The 25,703-nt window shown below is 72.9% G+C and carries 24 protein-coding genes and 1 pseudogene; 15 read left to right on the top strand and 10 right to left on the bottom strand.

Features of this window, described 5'->3' with window-relative positions; translation table 11 throughout:
* Nucleotides 1-65 precede the first annotated feature (65 nt).
* The 3 genes and pseudogenes from ACIBVQ_RS21475 to ACIBVQ_RS21465 all read left to right on the top strand — a co-directional run bounded on the left by ACIBVQ_RS21475 (nt 66) and on the right by ACIBVQ_RS21465 (nt 943).
* Nucleotides 66-260, top strand: coding sequence for a hypothetical protein (locus tag ACIBVQ_RS21475; RefSeq protein WP_399179410.1), 195 nt, complete (start codon nt 66-68; stop codon nt 258-260).
* 22 nt (nt 261-282) lie between these two features.
* Nucleotides 283-651 (top strand): annotated as a pseudogene (locus ACIBVQ_RS21470) (helix-turn-helix domain-containing protein); the annotation flags it as partial.
* Nucleotides 652-673: 22 nt separating this feature from the next.
* On the top strand, nt 674-943 hold the full coding sequence (locus tag ACIBVQ_RS21465) for a hypothetical protein (RefSeq protein WP_399179684.1): 270 nt from the start codon (nt 674-676) through the stop codon (nt 941-943).
* A 96-nt stretch (nt 944-1,039) separates the two neighbouring features.
* On the opposite strand, the gene ACIBVQ_RS21460 is transcribed toward ACIBVQ_RS21465, so the two are convergent.
* Complete coding sequence (locus ACIBVQ_RS21460) at nt 1,040-1,495, bottom strand: MarR family winged helix-turn-helix transcriptional regulator (protein WP_352011826.1); 456 nt, start codon at nt 1,493-1,495, stop codon at nt 1,040-1,042.
* 144 nt (nt 1,496-1,639) lie between these two features.
* On the opposite strand from ACIBVQ_RS21460, the gene ACIBVQ_RS21455 reads away from it, so the two are divergent.
* Nucleotides 1,640-2,866: an amidohydrolase family protein gene (locus ACIBVQ_RS21455; protein WP_399179408.1), complete on the top strand. Its 1,227-nt coding sequence runs from the start codon at nt 1,640-1,642 to the stop codon at nt 2,864-2,866.
* A gap of 19 nt (nt 2,867-2,885) precedes the next feature.
* Here the strand turns inward: ACIBVQ_RS21455 and ACIBVQ_RS21450 are convergent, their stop codons facing one another.
* The 3 genes from ACIBVQ_RS21450 to ACIBVQ_RS21440 form a co-directional block, all read right to left on the bottom strand.
* Entirely contained in the window at nt 2,886-4,187 is a 1,302-nt protein-coding gene (locus ACIBVQ_RS21450; RefSeq protein ID WP_399179406.1) for an RNA polymerase sigma factor, read from the bottom strand.
* A gap of 60 nt (nt 4,188-4,247) precedes the next feature.
* Complete coding sequence (locus tag ACIBVQ_RS21445) at nt 4,248-4,667, bottom strand: YciI family protein (protein WP_399179404.1); 420 nt, start codon at nt 4,665-4,667, stop codon at nt 4,248-4,250.
* Between the two features lie 96 nt (nt 4,668-4,763).
* Nucleotides 4,764-5,111, bottom strand: coding sequence for a cupin domain-containing protein (locus ACIBVQ_RS21440; RefSeq protein WP_352011823.1), 348 nt, complete (start codon nt 5,109-5,111; stop codon nt 4,764-4,766).
* A gap of 276 nt (nt 5,112-5,387) precedes the next feature.
* Here ACIBVQ_RS21440 and ACIBVQ_RS21435 point away from each other — a divergent pair, with 276 nt between their 5' ends.
* Nucleotides 5,388-7,067: a translation initiation factor IF-2 gene (locus ACIBVQ_RS21435; protein ID WP_399179402.1), complete on the top strand. Its 1,680-nt coding sequence runs from the start codon at nt 5,388-5,390 to the stop codon at nt 7,065-7,067.
* Nucleotide 7,068: 1 nt separating this feature from the next.
* Here ACIBVQ_RS21435 and ACIBVQ_RS21430 read toward each other — a convergent pair whose 3' ends face one another.
* Entirely contained in the window at nt 7,069-9,216 is a 2,148-nt protein-coding gene (locus tag ACIBVQ_RS21430) for an NB-ARC domain-containing protein (protein WP_399179400.1), read from the bottom strand.
* Nucleotides 9,217-9,321: 105 nt separating this feature from the next.
* Entirely contained in the window at nt 9,322-10,101 is a 780-nt protein-coding gene (locus tag ACIBVQ_RS21425; protein ID WP_352011820.1) for a TetR/AcrR family transcriptional regulator, read from the bottom strand.
* A gap of 315 nt (nt 10,102-10,416) precedes the next feature.
* Here ACIBVQ_RS21425 and ACIBVQ_RS21420 point away from each other — a divergent pair, with 315 nt between their 5' ends.
* The 4 genes from ACIBVQ_RS21420 (at nt 10,417) to ACIBVQ_RS21405 (ending at nt 14,019) form a co-directional block, all read left to right on the top strand.
* Nucleotides 10,417-11,121, top strand: a complete 705-nt coding sequence (locus tag ACIBVQ_RS21420; RefSeq protein ID WP_362914694.1) for a DUF2306 domain-containing protein — start codon at nt 10,417-10,419, stop codon at nt 11,119-11,121.
* Nucleotides 11,122-11,152: 31 nt separating this feature from the next.
* Nucleotides 11,153-11,818: a two-component system response regulator CseB gene (cseB, locus tag ACIBVQ_RS21415; protein ID WP_362776271.1), complete on the top strand. Its 666-nt coding sequence runs from the start codon at nt 11,153-11,155 to the stop codon at nt 11,816-11,818.
* Entirely contained in the window at nt 11,815-13,047 is a 1,233-nt protein-coding gene (locus tag ACIBVQ_RS21410; RefSeq protein WP_399179397.1) for a sensor histidine kinase, read from the top strand. Before cseB ends, ACIBVQ_RS21410 begins: the two co-directional genes overlap by 4 nt.
* An 81-nt stretch (nt 13,048-13,128) precedes the next feature.
* Nucleotides 13,129-14,019: a D-alanyl-D-alanine carboxypeptidase family protein gene (locus tag ACIBVQ_RS21405; protein WP_399179395.1), complete on the top strand. Its 891-nt coding sequence runs from the start codon at nt 13,129-13,131 to the stop codon at nt 14,017-14,019.
* Nucleotides 14,020-14,031: 12 nt separating this feature from the next.
* Here ACIBVQ_RS21405 and ACIBVQ_RS21400 read toward each other — a convergent pair whose 3' ends face one another.
* Together ACIBVQ_RS21400 and ACIBVQ_RS21395 are read right to left on the bottom strand one after the other, a co-directional pair.
* Complete coding sequence (locus ACIBVQ_RS21400) at nt 14,032-14,943, bottom strand: LysR family transcriptional regulator (RefSeq protein WP_352011815.1); 912 nt, start codon at nt 14,941-14,943, stop codon at nt 14,032-14,034.
* Between the two features lie 72 nt (nt 14,944-15,015).
* A complete protein-coding gene (locus ACIBVQ_RS21395; RefSeq protein ID WP_362914700.1) occupies nt 15,016-15,534 on the bottom strand; it encodes a Rid family hydrolase in 519 nt (172 codons plus the stop codon).
* 373 nt (nt 15,535-15,907) lie between these two features.
* Here ACIBVQ_RS21395 and ACIBVQ_RS21390 point away from each other — a divergent pair, with 373 nt between their 5' ends.
* The 6 genes from ACIBVQ_RS21390 (at nt 15,908) to ACIBVQ_RS21365 (ending at nt 23,972) form a co-directional block, all read left to right on the top strand.
* The gene (locus tag ACIBVQ_RS21390) at nt 15,908-17,164 is read left to right on the top strand and encodes a pyridoxal phosphate-dependent aminotransferase (protein ID WP_399179392.1); all 1,257 of its coding nucleotides are present in this window, start codon (nt 15,908-15,910) and stop codon (nt 17,162-17,164) included.
* 64 nt (nt 17,165-17,228) lie between these two features.
* Nucleotides 17,229-18,923, top strand: a complete 1,695-nt coding sequence (locus tag ACIBVQ_RS21385) for an ABC transporter ATP-binding protein (RefSeq protein ID WP_399179390.1) — start codon at nt 17,229-17,231, stop codon at nt 18,921-18,923.
* On the top strand, nt 18,920-20,710 hold the full coding sequence (locus ACIBVQ_RS21380; RefSeq protein WP_399179388.1) for an ABC transporter ATP-binding protein: 1,791 nt from the start codon (nt 18,920-18,922) through the stop codon (nt 20,708-20,710). The genes ACIBVQ_RS21385 and ACIBVQ_RS21380 overlap by 4 nt, the downstream gene beginning before the upstream one ends.
* A gap of 98 nt (nt 20,711-20,808) precedes the next feature.
* Nucleotides 20,809-21,879, top strand: coding sequence for an ABC transporter substrate-binding protein (locus tag ACIBVQ_RS21375; protein WP_399179386.1), 1,071 nt, complete (start codon nt 20,809-20,811; stop codon nt 21,877-21,879).
* Between the two features lie 18 nt (nt 21,880-21,897).
* Nucleotides 21,898-22,965 carry a FecCD family ABC transporter permease gene (locus ACIBVQ_RS21370; RefSeq protein WP_399179384.1) on the top strand — a complete coding sequence of 356 codons (1,068 nt, stop codon included), beginning with the start codon at nt 21,898-21,900 and terminating at the stop codon, nt 22,963-22,965.
* The gene (locus tag ACIBVQ_RS21365; protein WP_352011808.1) at nt 22,962-23,972 is read left to right on the top strand and encodes an iron chelate uptake ABC transporter family permease subunit; all 1,011 of its coding nucleotides are present in this window, start codon (nt 22,962-22,964) and stop codon (nt 23,970-23,972) included. The genes ACIBVQ_RS21370 and ACIBVQ_RS21365 overlap by 4 nt, the downstream gene beginning before the upstream one ends.
* Here ACIBVQ_RS21365 and ACIBVQ_RS21360 read toward each other — a convergent pair.
* Both ACIBVQ_RS21360 and ACIBVQ_RS21355 read right to left on the bottom strand, forming a co-directional pair.
* A complete protein-coding gene (locus tag ACIBVQ_RS21360) occupies nt 23,969-25,261 on the bottom strand; it encodes an ArsB/NhaD family transporter (RefSeq protein ID WP_352011807.1) in 1,293 nt (430 codons plus the stop codon). The two genes, ACIBVQ_RS21365 and ACIBVQ_RS21360, sit on opposite strands and share 4 nt — an antisense overlap.
* Nucleotides 25,258-25,701, bottom strand: coding sequence for a CBS domain-containing protein (locus ACIBVQ_RS21355; protein ID WP_352011806.1), 444 nt, complete (start codon nt 25,699-25,701; stop codon nt 25,258-25,260). The genes ACIBVQ_RS21360 and ACIBVQ_RS21355 overlap by 4 nt, the downstream gene beginning before the upstream one ends.
* Between the last annotated feature and the right edge of the window lie 2 nt (nt 25,702-25,703).

The following is a 25,703-nucleotide window of genomic DNA, read 5'->3' as shown; positions in this document are numbered from 1 at the left end:
CGCCCGTCAGGGTGGGAGTGGCACGGCCCCCCTTCAGCCCCGGCGCCGGGCCTGGCCTCGAAGGCATGGACCCTGAGACCACGGGCGCGGCCACGGCCCGGGACAACCCGCTCGGCCGGTTCCTGCGCGCCCGCCGCGAGCGCCTGAGCCCCGAGGACGCGGGCATACCGTACGGCACTCGCCGCCGGGTCGCGGGCCTGCGCCGGGAGGAGGTCGCGGCGACCTCCCTTGACTTTTCGAATATTCATGCGAACGATTAAGATCAAGTGGCACGCTTGTTCCGTGCAGCTCAGGTACAACGTCCGTCCCTATCCCACGCCGGGTCAGTGCGATGCGCCGGCCCGCGCGTTCGGATGCGCTCGGGTGGTGTTCAACGACGGTTTGCGCGTACGGCGGAACGCCCGCGAGAACGGTTTGCCATACATTTCAGACACTGAGCTGTCCAAGCGGGTCATCACACAGGCAAAGAAGAGCCCAGAACGTGCCTGGCTGAGCGAGGTCTCGGCCGTGGTGTTGCAGCAGGCGCTGGCAGACCTGAACGCCGCCTACCGCAACTTCTTCTCCTCGGTCACAGGCAAGCGCAAGGGGCGAAAGATCGCACCGCCCCGGTTCCGGTCGAGGAAGGACAGCCGACAGACGGTTCGTTTCACGGACGAACTGGTCGGGCCCCTCCATGCGTCAGTCCGGCGTCCACATCGACGACTACGCGGAGACGGCGGGCGCGCGACGGGCCTCGACCCTCGCCACGTACGGCAGGCAGCCCGGCGACCCGGTCCGCGCGAGCGAGGCGATCATCACCGCCGTCGGGTCGGAGCGGTCACCGCTGCGCCTGCTGCTGGGCAGGGCCGCCTACGACGTGGCCTCCGCCCGCCTCGGCACCCTCAGGACCACCTTCGACACCTGGCGCGACCTCACCCTCAGCGCCGACTACCCCGCCTCCTGACAAGGGGTCCGTGGATCTGGCCGCCCGCTACCCGGCAGGCGTCACCCTGGCATCTGTCATGCTCTGGCTCCGCGACTTCGAATTGCCGGACAGGTCCTAGGTTCGCTCCCGCTCGCGCAGGAGGGCCGCGTCTTCGACGTATCTGAGCAGCAGCCTGGCGAACTGGAGCCGTTCCCTCCTCGGCCAGCCCTCCGTGATCTGCTCGAACGCCTCGCGCTGCCCCTTGGCGAAGCACTCGCGCAGGTCGGCGCCCTGCTGGGTGAGTTTGAGCACGGTCCGTCTGCCGTCCTCCTGTGAGGCGGCGCGCAGCAGGTACCCGGAGGAGATGCAGTCGGAGACCATGCGGCTGGCGACCGACTGGTCGACCCCGAGCTCCTCGGCGACGCCGCCGACGGTCATCTCGTCGCGGCTGTCGGCGACGATGTTGAGCACCAGGTTGCGGGAGGCGTCCCTGCGTGAGGCGGGCACGCGCCGCCGCAGCCGGGCGAAGATGGGCCCGATGCCGTCGAGGAGGGCCTCCTCCTCCGGGGTCATGTCGTCACCGCTGGTCATGGAGACATCCTAACCTTCACGACAAACAAACATACATATGCTTTATGACACGCACATGCATGTCATTAGTCATGTATTTTCTTGGGCATGGGCGGCACCCGGACCGCCCGTACCGTCCGCGCTGCCCAGGGAGGCACAGTGCCCATGACCGCCGTGACCAACGCCCGCGTCTTCGACGGCGAACACGTCCTGCGGGAGACCACCGTCGTGATCGACGGCGGGGTCGTCACCGCCGTCGGAGGCGACGTGCCCGCAGGGGCGAACGTCGTCGACGCGGGCGGAGGCACGCTGCTGCCCGGCCTGATCGACGCCCATGTCCACACCTCCGAGCAGGCGCTGGCGTTCGCGCTGAGGTTCGGGGTCACGACCGAACTGGAGATGCAGGGGCTGTGGACCAAGCCCAACAGGGCCCGCCTCGACGGCGACGACGCCCTCGCCGACGTGCGCTCCGCGGGGTTCGCCATCACCCCGCCCGGCGGCCACCCCAGCGAGCTGTTCCCACCGGGCACACACTTCGGCGACAGTGGCCCCGCCGGCGGGCCGACCGGCGGTCAGGCCCCGGTGAAGCCGCTCTCGACCACCCCTCAGGAGGCGAGGGACTTCGTGCCGAAGCTCGTCGAGACGGGTTCCGACTACATCAAGTTCATGGTCGACGACGGCACGGTCGAGGGCCACCCCGGCCTGCCCATGCTCGACCAGGCGACCCTGAACGCCGGGGTCGCCGAGGCCCACCGGCACGGGATGCTCACCCTCGCCCACGTCCTCACCGTCGAGGCGACGCGCATGGCCGTCGAGGCGGGCGTCGACGGCCTGGCCCACCTGTTCATGGACCGGCCGCACGACGACGAGATCATCGATCTCGTCGCCCGCTCCGGCGCGTTCGTCGTCCCCTGCGTGGTCCTCAACGCCTCCATGACGGGGATCACCGGCGCCGACCTCGCCGAGGACCCGCGCGTCGGCTCCCGCCTGGACGAGGCCTGGCTCACCACGCTGCGCCGCTGCTACGGCCACTACCCCCAGGGCAGGCTGGAGGACGTCCTGGACACGGTCGGCGCCCTGCGCGCCGCGGGCGTGGACATCCTCGCCGGGACCGACGCCGCCTTCCCGCTGCCCTTCCTCGGCGGTGTCGCCCACGGCGCCAGCCTCCACCGTGAGCTGCGCTACCTCGTCCAGGCCGGACTGACACCCGTCGAGGCGCTGCGTGCCGCGACCAGCGTCACGGCACGCCGCTTCGGCCTCACCGACCGGGGCAGGATCGCCGTGGACGCCCGCGCCGACCTGCTCCTCGTGGACGGCGACCCCACGACCGACATCTCCGCGACCCTGGACATCCGCGCCGTCTGGCGCCGCGGCACCCTGCTGGCCGCCTGAGCACCCCCGCCGGACCGGGTCACCCCGGCAGCGCCGCCGCCTTGCGCAGCAGTACCGACCGTTCGCGGACGTTGCCGCACAGGCGGGCGGCCAGTTCGAACTCCGCGCGTGCCTCGGCGGCCCTGCCGAGTCTGGCCAGCAGTTCGCCGCGCACCCCCGGCAGCAGGTGCGAACCCGGCAGGCGACCGGCGACGGCCAGGTCGTCCACGATGCCCAGCGCCTGCCCCGGCCCGTCCGCCATCGCGACGGCGACCGCGCGGTTGAGCTCCACGACGGGTGAGGGCGCCACCCGGCCGAGCGCCTCGTAGAGGATCACGATCCGTCTCCAGTCGGTCTCCGCGACCGAGGGGGCCGACGCGTGGCAGGCGGCGATCGCCGCCTGGAGCCCGTACGGCCCGAGCCCTCGCCCGGCCCCCGCCGCACGGGTGAGGGCGGCCAGTCCCCGGCGGATCGCCGAACGGTCCCACAGCCGCCGGTCCTGGTCCTCCAGGAGCACCGCCTCCCCGTCGGGGCCGGTGCGCGCGGGGAAACGCGCGGCCGTGAGCTCGAACAGGGCGAGCAGCCCGTGCGCCTCCGGCTCGGCGGGCAGCAGCGCGGTCAGCGTCCTGGCCAGGCGGATCGCCTCGTAGGCGAGGTCGGTGCGCAGCAGGTGGTCACCGGCCGTCGCCGTCGAGCCCTCCGTGAAGATCACGTAGAGCACGCCCAGGACGCCGCCGAGCCGCTCGCGCCGATCCTCCGGCGGCGGCAGCTCGAACGGCACCGCCGCCGCAGCGATCGTCTTCTTCGCCCGGGTGATCCGCGCCTGGACCGTCGGCACGGGCACCAGGAACGCCCTGGCGATCTCCTCGCTCGACAGGCCGCCGACCACGCGCAGGGTCAGGGCCACCCGTGCCTCCGGGGAGAGCACCGGGTGGCAGGCCACGAACATCAGCGCCAGGACGTCGTCGTCGATCCGTTCTGGATCCCACGGCAGGTCGTCCCGATCCGGCGGGACCCGCGCGCCCGAGGTGGCCTCCCCCTCGGTGAGCTGCCCGGCGAGCATGGCGTAGCGCTCGCCCAGCGCCGCCCCGCGGCGGAAGCCGTCGATGGCGCGCCGCCGCGCGGTCGTCAGCAGCCAGCCCACCGGGTTGTCCGGCGTGCCGTCGCGCGACCAGGCGACGAGCGCCTCGGCGACCGCCTCCTGCGCGACGTCCTCGGCCAGCGCGAAGTCACCGGTGTAGCGGGCCAGCGCGCCGACGATCCTGGCCGACTCGATCCGCCAGACGGCCTCGACGGCCCGCCGTACCGGCTCACCCACTGTTTCCGCTGTTTCCGCGCTCATCCTCTGTGCTCGTCTTCCGCGCTCGCCTGCCGCGCTCGTCTTCTGGGCCCGTCCCGGCGGTCAGAGCTGGCCGGTCCGCTCGCGCCACTCCCGCTCCTTGGCGACCCACTCGTTGTCCTGGGGGAACTCGTCGATGCCGGGCACCCGGCGGATCTCACACTTGGCGCCGGCCATCATGGGGATCCGCCTGGCCCACTCGACCGCCTCCTCCTTGGAGGCCACGTCGATCAGGTAGAAGCCGCCGAACAGCTCCTTCGTCTCGCCGTACGGGCCGTCGGTGACCACCGACGTCTGTCCGCTGAAGTCGACGACCACGCCCTGGGCCGGGTCGTCCAGGCCCTCGGCGGCGACGAGCACGCCCGCCTTGATCAACTCGTCGTTGAAACGCCCGACCGTTTCGAGCATCTCCTCGAAGGGCGTCTTCATCATCTCGGCGAGGCTCTCGTCCGTGCCCCTCATGATCAGCATGTACTTCGCCATCTCCGGTCTCCTCCGCTGTCGGGGCCGTCCTTCGGCCCTCTCACCCACAGGTCGAACGGCGTGACGGCGGATCGACACGGCGGGCGAACTTTTTTCTCAGGCGTCCCAGCCCTGGCGGCTGAGGGAGACGGTGAGCAGGACGACGGCTTCCTCGACCGCCTCAAGGTCGTGCCGGGCGTCGGGCACGATCAGCAGGTCACCGGCCGAACCGTCCCAGGAGTCGTCACCCGCGCTCAGCCGGACCCGCCCGCGCAGGACGTGCACGGTGGCCTCACCGGGGTTCTCGTGCTCGCCGAGCCGCTGCCCGGCGTCGAGCGCGATCAGCGTCTGGCGGAGGGAGTGCTCGTGCCCGCCGTACACGGTGTGCGCGCTGCGCCCGCTCGACGCGGCGCGGGCGAGGTCGAGCTGCTGGGAGGCCAGTGCGGTCAATGACAGCTTGTTCATTCGTTCCCCTGAACGGTACGGACGAGGCGATGGGCGTCTGATCTCCCACGCAGACGGTACTTCCCCCCTTCCTCGGCCACATATCCGGGCGCTCCGGAACCGCGGTTCTTTTCCCTGCCATTCATATGGCGCCGGGAAGCGTGTTCACGGAAAAGGGGAAACCGCTTGGCGGCGGGAACTCTTCTCGTTTCCGGCGCCGAAGGATCAGGCGGTATGGTACATGCTCGTTGAAAATCACTGCTGGCCCGAGTGTCTGGATTACCCGGTCGGAGGATCGTGAGCGGCGAGGACCGGCCGTGGGCGGGGGATTCTCCGGCGGGCACCTGGGGCACCGTCCGCACCCGCCGCAGCGTCCTGGCCGTGGCCAGGAACATGACCTCGGCGGGCCGGCTGCTCGACGTGCTGCCCATGTTCGGCTCCGACCTGCGCGTCCGGACGCTGTTCACGACCGTCGAGGGGTCGGCCTTCGACGACGGGCTCGACGTCTACCTGCGGGCGGCGGGGGCGAGGACCATCCCGTGGGCGCAGGCGGTGGCGACGCGGTTCGACCTGGCGCTGTCCGCCAGTGCCAACGGGGACCTGCACCGGATCGACGCCCCGCTGCTGCTGATGCCCCACGGCGCCGGTCACAACCGCCTGCTGCGCACCGGGAACGGCTACGGCCCCGAGGTCTCGGGCCTGGCGCGCAGCCAGCTGGTCCGCGACGGCCGGGTGGTGCCCGCCGCGATCGCCCTGTCCCACCAGGAGCAGCTGGGACGCCTGGCGCGCTACTGCCCCGAGGCCGTGACCGTCGCCACGGTCACCGGGGACCCGTCCTTCGACCGGCTGGTCGCGCACCTGCCGCGCAGGAGGCGTTACCGGCGCGCGCTCGGCGTTCCCGACGGTCTCAGGCTGGTGCTGGTCAGCTCGACCTGGGGTGAGCACTCCCTGTACGGGGCCAACGGCGACGTGTTGCCCCGTCTGCTGGCCGAGCTTCCCCTCGACGAGTACCGCGTGGCGCTTGTGACGCATCCGAACATCCCGCTCCACCACGGCGAGCTGCAGTTACGGCTGTGGCTGGCGCGTGAGCGGAGCGCGGGCCTGACGGTGATCCCCCCGGAACGGGGGTGGCAGGCGGCGCTGATCGCCTCGGACGTTGTCGTCGGCGACCACGGGTCGGTCACCTTCTACGGGGCGGCGCTCGGGCGGCCGGTGCTGCTGGCCTCCTCGGGACGGGAGGCGCAGGAGCTCGACCCGTCCTCCCCGACCGCCGAGCTGTGCGGGGTCCTGCCCCGGCTCGACCGGCGCCGCGGCCTGCTCGAACAGGTGGAGGAGGCCCTCTCCGCGCACGTGCCCGGGGCCTACGACCGCGTGACGGGCCGTACGCTGGGCAACCTCGGCCACGCGGGCGAGTCGCTGCGCGAGGTGGCCTACCGGCTCATGGACCTCGCCCATCCGCCCGGTTCCGCGCCGGGGGTGCCGTTCGCCGAGCCGTACGGGGCGCAGCCGGCTCCGGCCTCGTTCCTGGTGGAGACGTGGGCCGGCGAGGACGGGGCCGTGACGATGCGGCGTTTCCCGGCGGCCGTCACCCGCCCCCTTGACGGGGAGCCACGCGAGACGCACCTCACCGTGGACGCCGAGGAGCTGAACCGGCGGCTGCTGGAGAGCGCGGCCGTCATCGTGCACCGCGACGGCTCACCGGAGTGGGCGCGGGAGGCCGTACGGCGCCACCCGGGCTGCGCGCTGGCCGCCGCGGTCGTCGACGGGCGCCGGGTCCACGTCGTCCTGCGGCGTGACGGGCGGGAGTTCGTCCTCGGCCTGCCGGAGACCTCCCAGGTGACGGACGTCTCGTGCCTGCCCTCCGCGCTGTACGGCTGGCTGGTCTCCGAGCGCCGCGCCGGGGAGCCGCCGTCCGTGCTGCGGCTACGGCTCGGAGCCGTCGAGGGTCGCGTCGAGGTCACCCCCGTCCGGCCGTGAGTCAGGAGTCCTCCGGGGCCGGAGGGGGCAGGCGTCCGCCCAGTTCGTCGGCCTTCGCCGTCTTCCCCAGGTCGAGGTAGACGGCGATCGCCCGGCGCAGGTGCTCCTCCGAGCCCCGCTCGTCTCCCAGGTCGGCGGTGAGGCCGGCCAGGATCTCCCAGGCCCTGGCCTCCTTGAGGGGGACTCCCCTGGCCCGCATGGTGCGCGCCGCCTCCGTCACCCTCCCTACGATCTCCTCCGGCCTGCCGAGCATCCGGTGGACGAGTCCCAGCTCGATGTCGATCTTCGCCTGGCTGGTCTCGTCCTCGGCCCCGATCAGCCCCCTGGCCCGCTCGAACGCCTCGAACGCCTCCCGGGGGCGGCCCGCCGCGGTGTGGGTCAGGCCGAGATGGTAGGACTGCAGCCCCGCGCCCCGGGTCCTGCCCAGCGCCTCGTTGACGACCAGGGCCTCGGTGAAGTGCCCGATCGCGGCGTCGAAGGCCCCTCGGGCCAGCTCGACCTGGCCGAGTGACTCAAGCACCGCCGCCTCAAGCCGCCGGTCGCCGGACTCCACGGCCAGGGACCTGGCCAGGCGCAGTTCCTCGTCCGCGGGCCCGAGCTCGCCGAGCTCGACGAACGCCCTGGCCGTCTGGTTGCGCATGCGGGCCTCCGCGGCCCGGTTCCCGAGGCGGCCCGCGGCCAGAGTGCCCAGCCTGCCCGCCTCGATCCAGTCGGCGTAGTGCTTGCGGCTGTGGTGCAGCACCCACAGCGCCTCGACCGTCTGCCAGACGACGTCGTCCCATCCGGCCCGCTCCGCGAGGCGGAGGACGGCGAGCATGTTGCCGCGCTCACCGTCCAGCCAGTCCAAGGCCTGCCGCGCCGAGGAGAACGTCACCTCGGGCTCGACCGGCTCGGGGGCGGGGGCCAGACGCAGCCGGGACCTCGTGACCGCCCGGTCGGCCGCCATGGCGCACGCCCGGTACCAGCGGGCCATCCGGCCGAGCGCCGCCTCCCGCTCCCCGGGGGCCTCCTCCCGCTCGGCGAGCCGGGCCGCGTGCAGCCTGACCAGGTCGTGGAACCGGTAACGCTCCTGCGCGGTCTCCTCAAGGAGATTGGCCTCAAGGAGCAGTTCCAGCGACTCCTCCGTCTCCCGCTCCCCCGTTCCCGCCACGACCTGCACGGCCTGGACCGAGAGGTCGGCGACCGGGACCGCGCCAAGCAGCCGGTAGAGCCGTCCCGCCCCGGGCGGCAGCGCCCGGCACGCCGTCTCGAACACCGCCTCCACGATCGTCTTCCCCCCGACCGCCAGTCGTTCCAGCCTGCGGCGCTCGTCGGTCAGCTCCGTCACCAGCCTGGCGATCGGCCGTCCGCGCCGCTGCGCCAGGCGGGCGGCGGCCACCCGCAGCGCGACCGGCAGCCCTCCGCACAGCCGCGCCAGCTCCCCGGCGGCCTGCGGTTCCGCGTGGACGCGCTCCTCACCGAGCACGCCCGCGAGCAACCGTACCCCCTGCTCCTCGTCGAGTGGTGCGAGCGGGACCGGGACCGCGCCGGTGACGACCAGTTCGCCGAGTCTGCTGTGGCTGGTCACCACGACGACGCCGCTCCCGGACGCCGGAAGCACCGGCGTCACCTGGGCGGCGTGTTCGACGTCGTCGAGCAGGATGAGAAGCCGCAGGTCGGCGGTCCTGGAGCGGAACAGGGCCGCCCGCTCGGACGGGTCGGCGGGGATGCCCGCCTCGCGGACGCCCAGGGCTCGCAGGAAACCGCCGAGCACGTCGCTCACCGCGACCCCGCCCCCGTGACGCAGGTCGCCCAGGCTGGCGTAGAGCTGACCGTCGGTGAACCGCTCACGCACCCGGTGCGCCCAGCGGCGGCTCAGCGCGCTCTTGCCCACCCCGCCGAGGCCGTTCACGACGGCCACCAGGGGCGCGGAACCGTCACCGCCCTCGTCGAGAAGCCGGTCCAGCTCGTCCAGTTCCCTGACCCTGTTGACGAAGTCGCGCGGCTCGGGAGGCAGCTGCCGGGGAATCTCGGCGACGGGCGGCTCCTGGGCCGCGAACGTGAGGTGCTGGATGACTCCGGCCTGCACGACGTTGCCCCCGACCTGGCCGGAAAGCTCGTTGCGCGTCCCGCTCGCCCCTGACCGCTCGTCATCGGATTCGATCACCATGCTCAAGCAACCGCCTCAGGTCTGGTCACACTTCGGACGGCGGCCCGCCACCGGGAACACGCCTGGGGTAAATGATCGCAACCACGACGCCACTTCACGAGTGGCTCAGGGCCTCGAAGCCTGCCGTGCGTCTCCCGCTTCTCGAAGACCGGCCCGGTCCGCCGGAATCCGGCGGTGAACGTCTCTGCACATGTTCCGCATCGCCACGTGGAAGACCTCGGCCTGGTGGGCGCCGATGAACGTGGTGTGCCCGAACACCTCCAGGGCCACGAGACCGTGCATGCGCCCCCACGCGTCCAGGAAGAGGGACACCGCGGGGGGCGGCAGGGCTCCGAGGCCGTCCGGGGGCAGGTGTTCCAGGTGCGCCCTGAACGAAGGTGAGAGTTCCGGGGTGTCGGCCGCGGCCAGTTGCTCCGTGGAGAACTCACCGAACAGTTCACGCATGAATATGGCGCTCATCCGACGGACGGCCTGGGTGGTCGGCCCCTCGGCAGGCGCCTCGTAGTGCCGCAGCGGCGTTCCGTAGATGAGCTGGAACCGCTCGGGATTGACCATGGCCCAGCGCCGGTAGCCCTCGGCGGCCAGCACCGCACGCGGCACCGTCGTCCTGTCCGGGGCGGCGTCGACGGCACCCTGCACGGCGTCGGCGAGGTCGTCGTACGCCTTGGCGATGAGTGTCGTGACGAGGTGGTCCCGGCTCGGGAAGTAGTGGTAGAGCGCCTGCACGGTCATTCCGAGACTTCGGGCGACCGCTCGCAGGGACATCGCGGCGGGCCCGTGTTCGGTGAGGTGGCGCTCGGCGGCGGTCACGATCTCCTGGACGGCGACGGCCCGGCGCCGCCGGCGCAGTGGCGGTACGTCGGTAGCCGCTTCGTCGGATGTCATGCGGTGACCGTACGGCATCCCCTTCACGGCTCCAAGGAAACCGCGCCCCGTTCGGAAAATCTAACACTGCCAAATTCTCTTTCCGCTCACTAGCGTGATGAACGCCCACGGGAAACGGCCCAGCCCACAGGAGGGGTGGTGACCGGCACCGACCCGGGACGCCGGGATCCGCCGCCCCTGCGGTGCCGGACATGTGGTGGAGCGCTCCGCCGAAGAGGCATCCGGGCGGCGGCGCCGTCCTCAACGCGATATCCGTCCGGCCGGACCCGAACCCCGTCGGCAGGCCCACTCGTCCACCGGTATTGGAGTACCCCTATGACCGCCTCGCCCGCCCCCAGGACCAGCCGCCGCCGGTGGTGGGCACTGTGGGGGCTGATGGCCGTGTCCGCGATCGGCATCACCGCCTACGCGGTGCCCCCTTACCTGTCGGGGAACCCTGCCGACAGCAGCGTGCCGATCGACCCGAACGTGGCGCTGCACTACCTATCCCTCGCCGTGCACGCCGTTCCCGGCGGTCTTGCTCTGATCATCGGCCCCCTGCAGTTCATGACCTGGCCGCGCGTCCGCAGGCCCGGGCTGCACCGGGTGATGGGCCGGGTCTACATGATCTCCGTCCTGATCGCCTCCGGCGCGGCGGCGTTCGCCGCGACGTTCTCACTCAGCGGCTTCTCGATCCAGGTCGCGTTCTACCTGCTCGTCGTGGCCTGGCTGTACACGCTGGCCGAGGCGTACCGGAGCATTCGCCGCGGCGACGTACAGCTGCATCGGATCTGGATGATCCGTAACTACGCCCTGACCTTCGCCGCCGTCTCCCTGCGCGTCTATCTGGCCGTCGGCCTGCAGCTGAAGCAGTCGTTCGTCTCGTTGCCGTTCGACGAGATCTACGACGCCAGTGGCTGGGCGTCCATCCTGGTCAACGTGGTCGTGGCCGAGTACTTCATCATCCAGCGCACACTGGCGTCGCCGGCCCGCCGAGCAGCGTCGGCAGGCCTCCCCGACCGCGACCCGCTGCGGCGGTGAACAGGGCGGTCCGGGGCGCATAAGGTACATCGTGACCTCCATCCTGCTCGTCGAGGACGACGACGTGATCCGCAGAGGCGTCTCGATGGCCCTTGAGCGGTACGGCTACCGCATGGCCACCGCCTCGGACGGCCTGGGCGGCCTGGAGTCCTTCCTGGCCGGTGACCACGACCTGCTGGTGCTCGACGTGATGCTCCCCGGGCTCGACGGCATCGGCCTGTGCCGCAGGGTCAGGGAGACCAGCCAGGTGCCGATCCTGATGATGTCGGCGCGCGGCGACTCCCCCGACGTGGTCTCCGGGCTGGAGGCCGGGGCCGACGACTACGTGGTCAAACCGGTCGACATCCCGGTGCTGGTGGCCAGGATCAGATCGCTGCTGCGCCGTACCACCGCCCCGGTCTCCCAGCCCGGCGTGCTGAGGTTCGGCGAGCTGACCGTCGATCCGGCCGCCCTTGAGGTACGGCTCGGCGGGCGGCCTGTGGCGCTGGCGCCGACCGAGTTGCGGCTGCTGCTGGAGTTCGCGGCCAATCCGGGGATCGTGCTCGAACGCGCCACCCTGCTGCGCGACGTGTGGGACTACGGCTGGGACGGCGACAGCCGGGTCGTCGACCTGTGCGTGCAGCGGCTGCGCAAGAAGATCGGCGCTGACCGGATCGAGACCGTGCGCGGGTTCGGTTACAAGCTGCGCAAGGCATGAAGCCCTCGCTGCGCTGGAAGGTGGCGGCGCTGATCACGCTGGCCTGCTGCGCGGTGACCGCCGTGGTCGGGGTGCTGGTCCACCGGACGACCTTCGACCGCACGATGGGGCAGGCCAAGGAGCGGGCGGTGGAGTCGGTCCACAAGGCCGTCGAGGGTTACCGTGCGAACGCTCCCGCCGAGGATCCCGCCGCCTGGATCGGGCGGATCGGGCGGCTCGGCGAGCTGCCCGAATCCCTGCGGGCTCTGCTGACCGGCGACGAGGCCGCCGCCTGGTATGACGACGGCAGGCCGACGCGGCCGTGGATGTGGGCCGCGCAGCGGATCGACGGGGATCTGGTGGCCTTCTCCCGGCTGGAGATGGGCTCGGAGAGGGTGAGGTTGCACGCCCTGGACCGTGCCATGGTCCAGGCCGCGCTGATCGCGCTCGCGGTCGTGGTCCCGGTCTCGGTCGGCCTGGCCGAGCTGACCAACCGGCGGCTGAGACGGGTCGCCGCCACCGCCCGCAGGATCGCCGACGGCGACCTGAACGCCCGTGTCGCCGCCCCGGGGCGCGGGCTCGGGCGTGACGAGATCGCCGACATCTCCGTGGCCGTCGACTCCATGGCAGCGAGTCTGCAGTACCGGCTGCTGGCCGAGCAGCGCTTCACCGCCGACGTCGCCCACGACCTGCGCACCCCGCTGATGGGTCTGGTCACCGTGGCCGGGCTGCTCGACGAGGGGGAGGCGGCCGACCTGGTGCGTGACCGGGTCGGGGTGCTGCGCTCGCTGGTCGAGGACCTGCTGGAGGTCTCCAGACTGGACGCGGGCGCCGAGGTGGCCGAGCGGGTCCGGGTGCCGCTGGCCGAGCTGGCGCGACGGTCGGCGGCCCGCGTCGGGGTCGAGGTGGCGGTGACCGTCTTGGGGGATCCGGTGGCCGAGACCGACCCGCGCCGCCTGGACCGCATCCTGGCCAACCTCGTCCTCAACGCCCACCGTCACGGCGGCCCGCCGGTCGAGATCACCGTCGGGGACAACGTGGTCGAGGTCCGCGACCACGGGCCGGGTTTCCCGCCCGAGCTCCTGGCCGACGGGCCGAAGCGCTTTCGCACCGGTGCCGCAGAACGCGGCCGGGGCCACGGTCTGGGGCTCACGATCGCGCTCGGCCAGGCACACGTCATCGGCGCCGGCCTGACCCTGGCCAACGCCCCCGAGGGCGGCGCCGTCGCCACCCTCAGGCTCCCTGCCTGATACACGGCTGATACACGATTAAGCCACGGTGAAGACACGACGGCGACGGGCCGGAGACATCAGCGGCACACCGTTTCACGTATGCGATATGTCCTGGCTTATCTCCTGGCGTTCGTCCTGCTGAGCGGCTGCGGCGCCGTACCGGCCGTCTCCGGAGCCACGGTGCCCGGCGTGCCGCTGCCATGGCCCGCCGAGGGGCAGGCCACGGTCGAGGTCGAGGGGGTGGGCAACCTGGGTCTCAGCGGCGGGCGGCGGCCGGTACCCATCGCCAGCGTGACGAAGGTGATGACCGCCTACGTGATCCTGCGCCGCCACCCGCTGCGGCCCGGCGAGAACGGCCCGCTGGTCACGGTCGACCACACCGCCGCCAACGAGTCCTACCTGCCGCAGGAGTCGACCGTCCCGCTGCGGGAGGGCCGCAGGGTACGGCTGCGCCGCATGCTTGAGCTGATGCTGGTGCCCTCGGGCAACAACGTGGCCCGTCTCCTGGCCCGCTGGGACTCCGGCTCCCAGGAGCGCTTCGTCGCGCGGATGAACGCCGAGGCCCGCCGCCTGGGCATGAAGGCCACCACGTACACCGGCGCCAGCGGCAACGAGGACAGCACCGTCAGCACCGCCTCCGACCAGCTCAGGCTGGCCATGCAGGCGATGCGCGACCCGGTCTTCCGTGAGGTGGTCTCACGGGCCGAGACCGTCGTCCCCGGGGACGCCCTCAGGCTGGCCAACACGAACACGCTGCTGAACAGGCACGGCGTCATCGGCGTCAAGACCGGCTCTGGCACCGCCGCCGGAGGCAACCTGGTCTGGGCCTCCCGGGTGCGGGGACGCCTGGTGCTCGGGGTGATCCTCTCCCAGGCCGCGGGCACCAACCCGGTGGCCGCAAAGGCCGCGGCGCTCGACGTGGGCGGGCGGATGAGCGAGGCGGTCGAGCGGTGGCTGACCGGCCCGGACTCTCCGCTGCCCGCCCGGTGAGAACCGGGCCGGTCAGTGCCGCCCGAGCCGTGCGCAGACCGTTTCCAGCACACCGAGCGCGGCGGTGAGGGCCGGCCGCCGCCCGGTCGCGGTCCGCCACACGCCGTAGACGCGGCGCAGCGGGGCCGAGCTGACGGGCAGCGCGCGGACGGTCGCGGGCAGCGGCCCCCGGCCCATCCTGGGGACCAGGGCCACGCCGAGACCCGCGCCGACCATCTCGATCTGGCTGGCGTACTCGCTGACCATGTGGGTGAAGCGGGCCGTACCCGGCGCGTCGCGGTAGGCGTTGAGCAGGAAGTCGTGGGCCACGGACCCCGGCTCGTAGAGCCAGCTCTCCTCCCGCAGGTCGTCGAACTCGACCGAGGCCCGGCGGGCCAGCGGGTGGGTGTGGGAGACGAGCACGTCGGAGACGTCGTCGCCCAGGTGGCGGGAGTGCAGCCCCTCGGGCAGTTCGAGTGGCATCGCGGCCCAGTCGTGGGCCACGGCGAGATCGACGGTGCCCTTGGCCACGAGTTCCACCGCCCGGTGGGAGTCGACCTCGACGAGCTGCGGTTCCAGCGACGGCCAGGTCTGCCCGAGCTCCCGCATCGCCGCCGGGATCACCCCCCGCGCCGCGGTGGGGAAGGCCGCGACGCGCAGCGGGCCGGTGACCGTCTCCGTCTGCGCCTGCAGCTCGGCGTTCATGCTCTCCAGCTCGATCACGATGCGACCGGCGGCCTCGGCGAGGATGCGACCGGCGACCGTCAGGGTCATCCGCCGTCCCTGGCGGTCGATGAGGACCTGGCGCACGTCGCGTTCGAGCCGGGCGATCTGCTGGGAGATGGCCGAGGGGGTGTAGCCGAGGGCGCCCGCGGCGGCGGTCACCGACCCGTGGGTCGCCAGGGCGTCGATGGCGCGGAGGCCGGCGAGGCTCAGGTTGGTCACGGATGTCACCTCGTTCCCGCCGTGGTTCCCGCCGTGGTCCGCGGGACGCGACCGGCAGGACACGCCGTCGGCCTACGGCTCGTGCTCGTCCGGCAGCTTACAGCGATGGCCTCCGGGGGGTCGAGCGTCGCCCTCCGCGGGCGGGGCGGGCAGGTGGAGGACCGCGTCCACCTCGACCTTCACCTCGCGCAACCCCGCGACCACCGTGGTGCGGGCCGGACGGTGGCCGCCGAAACACTCGGCGTAGGCCGCGTTGAACTCGCCGAAGTACTCGGGCCGCGCCAGGTAGGCGGTGACCTTCACCACGTCCCCGAGGCCGCCGCCCGCCGCGTGGGAGATCTCGGCCAGGTTGCGCAGGGTCAGCAGTGTCTCGGCGCGCACGTCGGCGGGCGTGTAACCGCCGTCCGGCGCGCGTGGTACCTGGCCGGAGACGTACACGAAGTCGCCCGCCCGTACGGCCTGGGCGTAGTGCCCGGCCGGGGAGGGCGCCCGTCCGGTGTGGACGGGTACGGTGCCGTGCGCCGGCGGCGAGGCGGTCCGGTGTTCCTCCCGGGTGATCGCGTCCTTGGACGTCTGGTCGCTCGGCTCCATGGCGGCTCCTCACTGTGGGCGACGTGCCCCGGCCCCGTCCCGAACCCTGCCGGGGCGGACGGCGGCCACGGGAAGAGGTCCCGTCGCCGACCGCAGAGTCTGCCAAAAAGCCCGGAGACCGGACAAGAAACGTTTTCGAAATCGGTGTTTTAACGTCCGCTAAAAAAGCGGGCCGGGCGGCGACCGCGCCGGGGCCCGTTAGCAAAGCTAAAAGAGACGGTGCAGATTCCCGCGCTTGCCCGTTTCCCGGGGGTTCCCGTTCACTTGATTGACCGCGGCGGTTCCGAGACGACCCACCGGCCACCGCCTCGACACGACGGGACGCGTCGGCGACTTCAACGGAGCGAACCACATGAGAGCGACGGGGCATTCCATGGAACAGAACCCGGAACCGCAGCCGCGATCACAGCCGGGGTCACGGCTGGAGTCACGGCGCCTGCGGGCGACCCACCTGCCGGAACGGGCGCGGCTCATCGGCTCGTCCGTGCGTGAGGCCGATCTCAGCCTGCGGCTGGACGGCGCCGGGCACGGACTGCTCGACACGACCCATTTCGACACCGTGCGCTTCCCGCCGCCGGACTGGGCGCTGGAGACCTTCGCCCTGGCCGCCGGGGACGGTGAACTGGCCTACACCGCCTACCGGGGCGGCGACGGGGTACGGCGGGCCTGTGCCCGTCCCGTCGCGGAACTGCTGGGCGTGGACGTCGATCCCGACCGTCACCTCGTGCTGACCGCCGGGACCCAGAGCGGCCTGTTCACGACGCTCAGCGCGCTGGTCGACGACGGCGACACCGTGGCGCTCGCCGACCCGGAGTACCTGTTCGTCGAGCGGATGCTGCGTTTCCTCGGCGCCAGGGTGGTGCGGGTCGGCATGGTGGACGGTCCCGACGGGCCGCAGCTCGACCTGGACGCGCTCGACGAGGTGGCCGGGAACGGGATCAGGCTGCTGCTGACGTCCAACCCCAACAACCCGACCGGCTCGGTCTACACCGAGGAGACGGTCCGCGGCCTGGCGCGCCTGGCCGTACGGCACGACTTCCTGGTGGTCGTCGACGAGCTGTACTGCAGGCTGGTCTATCCGGACGTCCCCTTCTTCCATCTCGCGGCCCAGCCGGGGATGGCGGAGCGGACGGTGACCATGCTCGGCGGGTCGAAGACCGAGTCGCTCAGCGGTTACCGGATCGGGGTCGTCGTCGCGCCCCCGGAGATCGTGGACGCGATCGAGCAGGTGATGGCGATGACCTGCCTGCGCGCCCCCGCCTACGCCCAGCAGCTGCTCACCCGCTGGCTGGTCGACGACCGGGAGTTCGTGCGGCGCCGGGTCGAGGAGCTGCGCGTGATCCGCGACCTGACCGTCGAGCGGCTGCGTCAGGTCGACGGCCTGGTCGTACGGCCCGGCGCGGGCACGGCCTACCTGTGGCCCGACGTCTCGGCGCTCGGCCTCAGCGACGTGGCGGTGGCCCGTCTCCTGCAGCGGGAGGCGGGGGTCGTGGTGAGTCCCGGCTACCAGTTCGGGCCGTCGGGGGTCGGGCGGTTCCGGATCTGCTACGCCAGGGACGAGGCTCAGTGGGAGGCCGCCCTCGACCGGATGGTGAAGGCGCTGAATGACACACCTGACCGACATCGCTGACTCAAAACGGACATTACCCGCACAATAGGCTAGCCTTCCCTAATCATGACGTCGGGAGGCGCGGGTGAGCCGGTCGAGGTCGCCGGGACAGGTGGTTCTGCGCCGGGCGCTCGGCGGGCGGCGACGCCTGGTCCTGGCCGGGTCCGTGCTGCGCGCCGGGCACCAGGCGGGAGAGGCCACGGTTCCGGTGCTGATCGGCCTGGCCGTGGACCAGGGTGTCGTCGCGGGTGACCTCGGCGCCCTGCTGCGCTGGCTCGCGGTCCTGGCGGTCGTCTATCTCGTGCTGTCCTTCAGCTACCGGTTCGGCGCCCGCGCCTCCGACCGCGCCATGGAGGAGATCGCGCACACCCTGCGCGCCGAGGTCGTCGGCCGGGTCCTGCATCCCGGCGGCGGCGCCGAGTCCGGGCGGCTTCCCGGCGCGCTCGCCGGAATCGCCACCGAGGACGCCAGGCGGGTCGGCGCGCTGGCCAACGCGATCCCCGGCGCCGCCGCCACGTTCACCGGGCTGCTGGCCGGGGCCGCCGTGCTGCTGTGGATCTCGGTCCCGCTCGGCCTGGTCGTGCTGGCAGGCGCCCCGGCGCTGCTGTGGCTCGGTCACCTGCTGAGCAGGCCGCTCGAACGGCGCAGCGCCACCGAGCAGGACCGGGCCGCGCGCGCCTCCGGCGTGGCCGCCGACCTGGTCGCCGGGCTGCGGGTGCTCAAGGGCATCGGCGCGGAACGGGCCGCCCTGGACAGGTACCGCGCGACCAGCCGCGACTCCCTGGCGGCGACGATGCGCGCGGCCAGGGCGGAGGCGCTGCAGAACGGCGTGGTCCTGGCGTTGACCGGCTGCCTCATCGCGGTCGTCGGGCTGTCCGGCGGGCGGCTGGCCGCCGGCGGGCGGATCAGTCTGGGCGACCTGATCTCCGCGGTCGGGCTCGCGCTGTTCCTGATCGGGCCGTTGCAGTCGCTGGCCCGGGTCAACACCGCCTTCGCCCAGGCCAGGGCCTCTGCCACCAGGATCGCCGAGGTGCTGGCCACACCGCCCGCCGTCACCCCCGGCGCCGTACGGCTGCCGCGTGACCTCCGGGGCGGCCTCAGCCTGCGCGCGGTCGGGCACGCCGGGCTGCGCGGGATCGACCTGGAGGTCGCGCCCGGCGAACTGCTCGGTGTCGCCGCGACCGACCCGGCGGACGCTCTCGCGTTGCTGCGCTGCCTGGACCGGCGGGCCGACCCGGAGACCGGGACGGTCGAGCTCGACGGGGTCAGCCTGCGTGACCTCGACCCCGGTGACCTGCGCTCCGCCGTCCTGGTCGCCGCGCACGACGCCGACCTGTTCGAGGGCACACTGCTCGGCAACGTCGGAGCCGTCGCCGAACAGGACGCCGACCTGGGGCGGGTGATGGCCGCGGCCGGAGCCGACGAGGTCGCCCGCGCCCTGCCGTACGGGCAGGAGACGGCGGTCGCCGAGCGCGGCCGGTCGCTCTCCGGCGGGCAGCGGCAGCGGGTCGCCCTGGCCAGGGCGCTGGCCGCCGACCGGCCGGTGCTGGTGGTCCACGACCCGACGACGGCGGTCGACACGGTCACCGAGGCCAGGATCGCCGCCGGGATACGCGAGCTGCGCCGGGGCCGTACCACGATCATGGTCACCACCAGCCCGGCGCTGCTCACGGTCGCCGACCGGGTGGTGCTGCTGGACGGCGGCCGGATCGTGGAGACCGGGCCGCACACCGAACTCGCCCGCCGCAACGAGACCTACCGCTCGGCGGTGCTGACGTGACCCGGGACCGCGGGAGGGAGCCGGAGACGGCGCCGCCCGAGGGAGCGCTGCCGACGGCCTCCCCGGCGCGGACCCGCGCCCTCGTGTGGGAGCTGCTGCGGCCGCGCCGCGGGCTCGCCACCGCCGGGTTCGCCGTGATGGTCGGCGCGACCGCGTTCGGGCTGCTCCCCCAGCCGCTCCTCGGGCACATCGTCGACCTGGTCGCCGAGGGCCGTCCCGCCACGGAGCTGACCGGTCCCGCCGTGCTGCTGGTGCTCGTCGCGCTCCTGCAGGGCGGCGCGACGGCGCTGGGGCTGACGCTGGTCTCGCGGCTCGGCGAGACCATGCTGGCCGCGCTGCGGGAGCGGTTCGTCGAGCGCGCGCTGCTGCTGCCGCAGGAGCGGGTCGAACGGGCGGGCTCCGGCGACCTGACGGCCCGGGTCACCGGTGACGTGTCCCGGGTGGCCGAGTCGGTGCGCAACGCCCTGCCCGAACTGGCCCGCTCCCTGCTGGCCATCGTGCTGACGCTCGGCGCCATGGCGCTGCTCGACTGGCGCTTCCTGGTCGCCGCGCTGCTCGCGGTGCCGGTCCAGGCGCACACCGCCCGCTGGTACGTGCGCAACGCGGTGCCGCTCTACGCCCGCCAGCGCGTCGCGGCCGGGGCGATACAGCAGCGTCTGCTCGACACGATCGGCGGCGCGGAGACCGTACGGGCCTTCCGGATGGAGGAGGAACACGCCGGGCGGGTCGCGAACGCCTCGCGGGCGGCGATCGAGCTGACGATGCGCGGGGTCAGGCTCGTGGTGGGCTTCTACAGCCGGCTGCACATCGCCGAGTACATCGGGCTGGCCGCGGTACTGTTCGCCGGGTTCCTCCTGGTTCAGGATGGCTCGGCGTCCATCGGCACCGCGACCGCCGCCGCGCTGTACTTCCACAGTCTGTTCGGCCCGATCAACAACGCGCTCGTGCTGCTCGACGACGCGCAGTCGGCCCTGGCCGGGCTGGCGCGTCTGGCGGGGGTCGCCACGCTTCCCCCGGAACCCGAGACGGAGCCGGAGGCCGGGCGGGAACCGGGCACGGAGCCGCGGACGGTCACCGTGACCGACGCCGGGCACGCCTACGAGGCGGGACGACCGGTGCTGCGCGGGGTGGACCTCGTCCTGCGCCCCTGTGAGCAGGTCGCCCTGGTCGGCGCGAGCGGGGCGGGCAAGTCGACGCTCGCCAGGATCGTCGCGGGCGTCCAGCGCCCCTCGTCCGGGACCGTACGGCTGCCCGCCGCCCGGCCGGGCGCGCGGCGCGCGGTGGTGCTGGTCACGCAGGAGTCGCACGTGTTCGCCGGGCCGCTGGCCGAGGACCTGCGGCTGGCCAGGCCGGAGGCGGACGAGGAGGAGCTGTGCTCCGCGCTCGCCCTGGTCGGCGCGCTGGAGTGGGCACGCGCACTGCCCGACGGGCTTGACACGGTCGTCGGCGAGGCCGGGCACCGGCTCACCGCCGCCCAGGTGCAGCAGCTCGCGCTGGCCCGGCTGGTACTGGCCGACCCGGAGGTCGCGGTGCTCGACGAGGCGACGGCCGAGGCGGGCAGCGCGGGCGCCCGCGCGCTCGAACGGGCCGCCGCCCGCGCCGCCGAGGGCCGTACCGCCCTGGTGGTCGCGCACCGGCTGACCCAGGCCGCGACGGCGGACCGGATCGTCGTCATGGAGGACGGGCGCGTGGCGGAGAGCGGCACGCACGAGGAGCTGCTGGCCGTGGGAGGGCGCTACGCCGCCCTGTGGGAGGCCTGGTCCGACACCCGCGCCACGGCGGAGTGATCCACCTGTCACCGTTCCCCCACCCCCGGTGACAGAGTGACGGAAGGTGCTTATAAGGTAAGGCTTACCTAAATCTCCCTCCGTCATTTGGAGATCGCATGCTCACCGCCGTACGGTCGCGATCCAGGACCGCACTGGCCGCGCTGGTCACCCTGACCGCCCTCGCGCTCGCCGGGTGCTCCGCCTCCCCCGCCGAACCCGGGGCGCGGTCCTCTCCGGGCCAGGCCGCCTCCCCCGCCGTGCCCTCCGGCGACGCCTTCCCCGTCACCATCCCCAGCGCGCTCGGCGACGCCGTGATCACCAAGAGGCCGGAGCGCGTGGTCACCTGGGGCTGGTCGAGCCAGGACGCCGTGCTCGCCCTCGGCGTGGTCCCGGTCGCGATGCCCAGGAACACCTACGGCGGGGACGCCGACGGCGTGTTCCCCTGGGACGCGGACAAGATCAAGGAGCTGGGCGGTGCCACCCCGGTCCTGCTCAGCTCCGACAGCGGTGAGGTGCCGTTCGAGGAGATCGTCGAAGTCCGCCCCGACGTCATCCTCGCCCCCTACTCGGGCATCACCAAGGAGGAGTTCGCCAAGCTCAGCAGGATCGCCCCGGTCGTCGCCTACCCGGAGAAGCCCTGGGCGCTGCCCTGGCAGGACCAGGTCGAGATCATCGGCAAGGCCCTCGGCCGCAGCGCCGAGGCCACGGCCCTGAAGGAGAGGACCGCCGCCTACGTCGCCTCCCTCGCCGCGGCCAACCCGGTCCTGAAGGGCAGGTCCTTCCTGTACGGCGCCGCCAACGAGGCCGACCAGCTCAACGTCTACCGGGCCAGCGACCCCCGGGTGGCGCTGCTCGGCGACCTCGGCATGACCGGGAGCCCCAGCGTCGCCGCGCTCGACGCCGACCCCAAGGCGGGCTCCTACTTCTACAACGTCAGCTACGAGAACGTCGGCAAGATCGAGGCCGACGTCCTGGTGATGTACTTCGGCTCCCAGAAGGAGGCCGACAGGTTCGTCGCCGACCCGGTCATCTCGGCCATGCCCAACGTCAGGGACAAGCGCTTCGCGCCCATCGTGGGTGAGTCGTTCGTGATGGCCAGCAGCGCACCGACGGTGCTGTCCATCCCCTGGATGCTCGACCGGTACGTCCCGCAGCTCGCCGCCGCCGCCGCGAAGGCCGGCGCGTAGCCCTCTGGAGATCCGTACGTGCCCGTCCTGTCCGCGCCCCGGGACGCCCGGGGACCCGCGGTCCCTGCCGGTCCCGCGTCCCGGCGCCGGACCGGCCCCCTGGTCGCCGGTCTGCTCCTGCTCGCCGTCGCGCTGGTCGCGGTGTGCGCGTTCAGCCTCGCCGTCGGCGCCAACGCCCTGCCGCCGCGCACGGTGTGGCAGGCGCTCACCCACTACGACCCGGCGGACCCGCACCACCTGGTGATCGTCGAGAAGCGGCTGCCCCGGACCCTCGTCGGGGTGGTGGCCGGGCTGGGCCTGGCCGTGGCCGGGGTGGTCGTCCAGGGGCTGACCCGCAACCCGATGGCCGACCCCGGCCTGCTCGGCGTCAGTTCCGGCGCCTCCCTGGCCGTCGTCGTCGCCGTCAGCGTCCTCGGCGTCCAGGACGGCGGCAGGATCTGGTTCGCCTTCGCCGGGGCCGCGGTGGTGACCGCCTTCGTGTACGGCGTCGCCGGGGCGGGGAGACGCGGCGGTGCCGGCCCGGTCACCCTGGTACTCGCCGGGGCCGCGGTCACCGCGGCGCTCACCTCGCTGGTCACCGCGGTGCTGCTCACCGACCGCTCCGCCCTCGACCAGATGCGCTTCTGGCAGGTCGGCGCGCTGGCCGCCCGGGGGTTCCCGGTGTTGTGGCAGACACTGCCCGGCATCGCCGCCGGGCTCGTCCTCGCCGTCGCGGTCAGCAGGCCGCTCAACGGCCTGGCCCTGGGCGAGGACACCGCCCGTGGCCTGGGCCAGCGGGTCGGGCTCACCCGGGCGCTCGCCACGCTGACGGTGGTGCTGCTGTGCGGCTCGGCCACCGCCGCCGCCGGGCCCGTCGCCTTCGCCGGGCTGATCGTCGCGCACACCTCACGCAGGCTCGCGGGACCCGACCACCGCTGGATGGTCCCGTACGCGGCGCTCTCCGGCCCGATCCTGCTCATCGGCTGCGACGTGCTGGGCCGGATCGTCGCGCGGCCCGGCGAGCTCCAGGTGGGCGTGGTGGTCGCGGCGGTCGGCGCCCCGCTGCTCATCGCCCTGGTACGGCCGCGCGGGAGGGGACGCCGATGACCGTCACCGGATCACCGACCGGCAGGCTGCGCAGGCGGGCCCGGCTGCGCGAGGCCTGGGTCACCGCCGTGCTCGCGGCCGGGATCGCCGCGCTGGCCGTGTGCGGGCTCGCGCTCGGCAAGGCGTCGGTCAGCCCGCAGGAGGTCCTCGGCGCCGTCCTCGGCCGCGCGGACCCGATGACCGGGTTCGTCATCATGGAACTGCGCATGCCGCGCATGCTCACCGCGCTGCTGGCCGGGGCGTGCCTGGGCCTGTCCGGCGCGCTGCTCCAGTCGATCCTGCGCAACCCCCTGGCCAGCCCGGACGTCATCGGTGTCACGCAGAGCGCGGGTGCGGCCGGGATTCTCGGGCTCATCGCCTTCGGGCTGAGCGGCCTGTCGCTGACCGGTGTCGTGCTCGGCGGCGCCCTGGTCGCGACCGCCGCCGTCTACCTGCTGTCCTGGCGGCGCGCCGGTCACCGCCTCGTCATCGTCGGCATCGGCGTCTCCGCCCTGTGCACGGCCGTCGTCTCGTACGTGCTCACCAGCGGCGACGTGCGCGACACCCAGGAGGCGCTGGTGTGGATCAACGGCAGCCTGGGCAGGGCGGGCTGGGACACCTCGCTGACGCTGGCGGCCTGCGGGGTGGTGCTGGTGCCCGCCGCGCTGGCCGCGGGGCGCGGGCTGCCCGTCCTCGAACTGGGCGACGACCCGGCGACGGCGCTCGGCGAGCGGGTCGGGCGCGTCCGGACGCTGGTGCTCGGGCTCGCCGCCGCCCTGGCCGCCACGGCCGTCGCCGTCGTGGGGCCGGTGCCGTTCGTCGCGCTGGTCAGCGCCCCGGTGGCGCGCCGCGTCGTCCGGACGGGCTCCGTCGCCCTGCTGCCGTCCGCGTTGGCCGGGGCCGCGCTGCTGCTCGCCTCCGACCTGGTCGCCCAGTTCGCGGTGCCCGGCGTGCCGCTGCCCGCGGGTGTCGTGACCGGTGTCGTCGGCGCGCCGTACCTGCTGTGGCTGCTGGTCAGACGCCGCTAGAGCAGGTATCGCACCCACAGGTACGGCGTGGCCACGGCGACGGTGACGAGCGTGACGACGAGACCGTACCTCGTGAAACCCCAGAAGCTGATCGGGGTGCCGTTGCGGGCGGCGATGCCGAGCACGACGACGTTGGCCGCGGCGCCGACGGCGGTGGCGTTGCCCCCCAGGTCGGCGCCGAGCGCGAGCGCCCACCACAGCACCCTGGCGTGCTCACCGCCTCCGGCCGCGTTCACCAGGTCGGCCACGATGGGGCTCATCGTGGCCACGTACGGGATGTTGTCGACGATCGCCGAGATCCCGGCCGACCCCCACAGCAGGCCCGTGGCGGCCACCCCGAGCCGCCCCTGGGTCGCCTCGACGGCGGCACGGGAGACCTGTTCGATGACGCCGGTCTCGACCAGCGCTCCGACCATGACGAACAGCCCGGCGAAGAAGGTCAGGGTCGGCCACTCCACCTCGGAGATGGCCTCCTCCGCGGTGACCCTGGTCGCGGCCACCAGGAAACCCGCCCCCAGGATCGCCACGACGGACGGCTCGTAGTGCAGGACGGGGTGGAGCACGAAGGCCACCAGGACCAGGGCAAGCACGACCAGGCTCTGCCACAGCAGCCTGCGGTCGGTGATCGCCTCACGTTCGTCGAGTGCCATCACGTCGGCCGCCCGCGCCGGGTCGTGCGCGAACGCCCCGCGGAACAGGAACCGGCACAGCACCACGAAGACCACCATCAGCAGCACGATCAGCGGCGCCAGGTGGACCAGGAAGTCGTTGAAGGTCAGGCCGCCCCGGCTGGCGATGATGATGTTGGGCGGGTCGCCGACCAGGGTGGCGGTGCCGCCGATGTTCGAGGCCATCGCCTCGGCGATCAGGAACGGCGCCACCGGTACGGCCAGCCGTTCGCACACCAGGAACGTCACCGGGGCGATGAGCAGCACGGTGGTGACGTTGTCCAGCAGGGCGGAGGCCAGGGCGGTGATGACGACCAGCAGCACCATCAGCCGGTACGGCCTGCCCCTGGCCCGTTTGGCGGCCCAGATCGCGAGGTACTCGAAGACGCCGGTCTGCTTGAGCACTCCGACGATGACCATCATGCCCAGCAGCAGGAAGACGACGTTCCAGTCGACGCCGGTGTGCTGGGAGAAGAACGCGGCCTCGGCGTCGGTCGCGTGGATCAGCAGCATGATCCCGGCACCGCCGAGGGCGGCGGCGACCCGGTGCACCCGTTCGGTGGCGATCAGCGCGTAGGCGCCGAGGAAGACCGCGACCGAAAGCCAGGCGAGGGCGCTCACGCGGCCAGGACCCGGTCGAGCAGCGTCCGCAGGGTGACCGCGCCCACCAGGCGGCCGTCGTCGACGACCGCGGCCAGCGGGCTGTGGGTGCGCGCCATGAGGGCGGCGACCTCAAGCACCGTCGCGTCCGGGTCGGTGACCGGCAGTTCCCTGCGTTCGCGGGGCATCGCCTCACGTACCGTCCGTCCGGCGACCGCCCGCAGGAAGCCGTCGGCGTGCGCCTCGTCGACCACCCGGGCCAGCGCCGGGTCGTCCTGGCAGTAGCCGGGCACGGCCAGGCGCAGCACCTGCGTGCCGGGCAGGATGCTGATGGGCAGGCCGTCGCCGTCGACGACGATCAGGCCGGGCAGTCCCTGGTCGGCCAGCAGCCGGGCCGCCTCGGCGACCGGGGTCTCAAGGGTGACCGTGGGAAAGGCGGTCAGCAGGTCGCGTGCGCGCATCG

It is taken from the genome of Streptosporangium sp. NPDC049376, assembly GCF_044466505.1.
Taxonomy (GTDB): domain Bacteria; phylum Actinomycetota; class Actinomycetes; order Streptosporangiales; family Streptosporangiaceae; genus Streptosporangium.
The sequence above is the reverse complement of the archived record's forward strand: the minus strand, read 5'-3'. Positions and strand labels throughout refer to the sequence as shown.

Bases quoted from the DNA above. Each gene is read 5' to 3' on its own strand.
- ACIBVQ_RS21375 (WP_399179386.1), top strand. From the start codon at position 20,809: ATGCTCACCGCCGTACGGTCGCGATCCAGGACCGCACTGGCCGCGCTG.
- ACIBVQ_RS21460 (WP_352011826.1), bottom strand. From the start codon at position 1,495: ATGACCAGCGGTGACGACATGACCCCGGAGGAGGAGGCCCTCCTCGAC.
- ACIBVQ_RS21475 (WP_399179410.1), top strand. From the start codon at position 66: ATGGACCCTGAGACCACGGGCGCGGCCACGGCCCGGGACAACCCGCTC.
- ACIBVQ_RS21445 (WP_399179404.1), bottom strand. From the start codon at position 4,667: ATGGCGAAGTACATGCTGATCATGAGGGGCACGGACGAGAGCCTCGCC.
- ACIBVQ_RS21425 (WP_352011820.1), bottom strand. From the start codon at position 10,101: ATGACATCCGACGAAGCGGCTACCGACGTACCGCCACTGCGCCGGCGG.
- ACIBVQ_RS21390 (WP_399179392.1), top strand. From the start codon at position 15,908: ATGGAACAGAACCCGGAACCGCAGCCGCGATCACAGCCGGGGTCACGG.
- ACIBVQ_RS21455 (WP_399179408.1), top strand. From the start codon at position 1,640: ATGACCGCCGTGACCAACGCCCGCGTCTTCGACGGCGAACACGTCCTG.
- ACIBVQ_RS21395 (WP_362914700.1), bottom strand. From the start codon at position 15,534: ATGGAGCCGAGCGACCAGACGTCCAAGGACGCGATCACCCGGGAGGAA.
- ACIBVQ_RS21465 (WP_399179684.1), top strand. From the start codon at position 674: ATGCGTCAGTCCGGCGTCCACATCGACGACTACGCGGAGACGGCGGGC.
- ACIBVQ_RS21410 (WP_399179397.1), top strand. From the start codon at position 11,815: ATGAAGCCCTCGCTGCGCTGGAAGGTGGCGGCGCTGATCACGCTGGCC.
- ACIBVQ_RS21440 (WP_352011823.1), bottom strand. From the start codon at position 5,111: ATGAACAAGCTGTCATTGACCGCACTGGCCTCCCAGCAGCTCGACCTC.
- ACIBVQ_RS21365 (WP_352011808.1), top strand. From the start codon at position 22,962: ATGACCGTCACCGGATCACCGACCGGCAGGCTGCGCAGGCGGGCCCGG.
- ACIBVQ_RS21405 (WP_399179395.1), top strand. From the start codon at position 13,129: ATGCGATATGTCCTGGCTTATCTCCTGGCGTTCGTCCTGCTGAGCGGC.
- ACIBVQ_RS21450 (WP_399179406.1), bottom strand. From the start codon at position 4,187: ATGAGCGCGGAAACAGCGGAAACAGTGGGTGAGCCGGTACGGCGGGCC.
- ACIBVQ_RS21355 (WP_352011806.1), bottom strand. From the start codon at position 25,701: ATGCGCGCACGCGACCTGCTGACCGCCTTTCCCACGGTCACCCTTGAG.
- ACIBVQ_RS21430 (WP_399179400.1), bottom strand. From the start codon at position 9,216: ATGGTGATCGAATCCGATGACGAGCGGTCAGGGGCGAGCGGGACGCGC.
- ACIBVQ_RS21420 (WP_362914694.1), top strand. From the start codon at position 10,417: ATGACCGCCTCGCCCGCCCCCAGGACCAGCCGCCGCCGGTGGTGGGCA.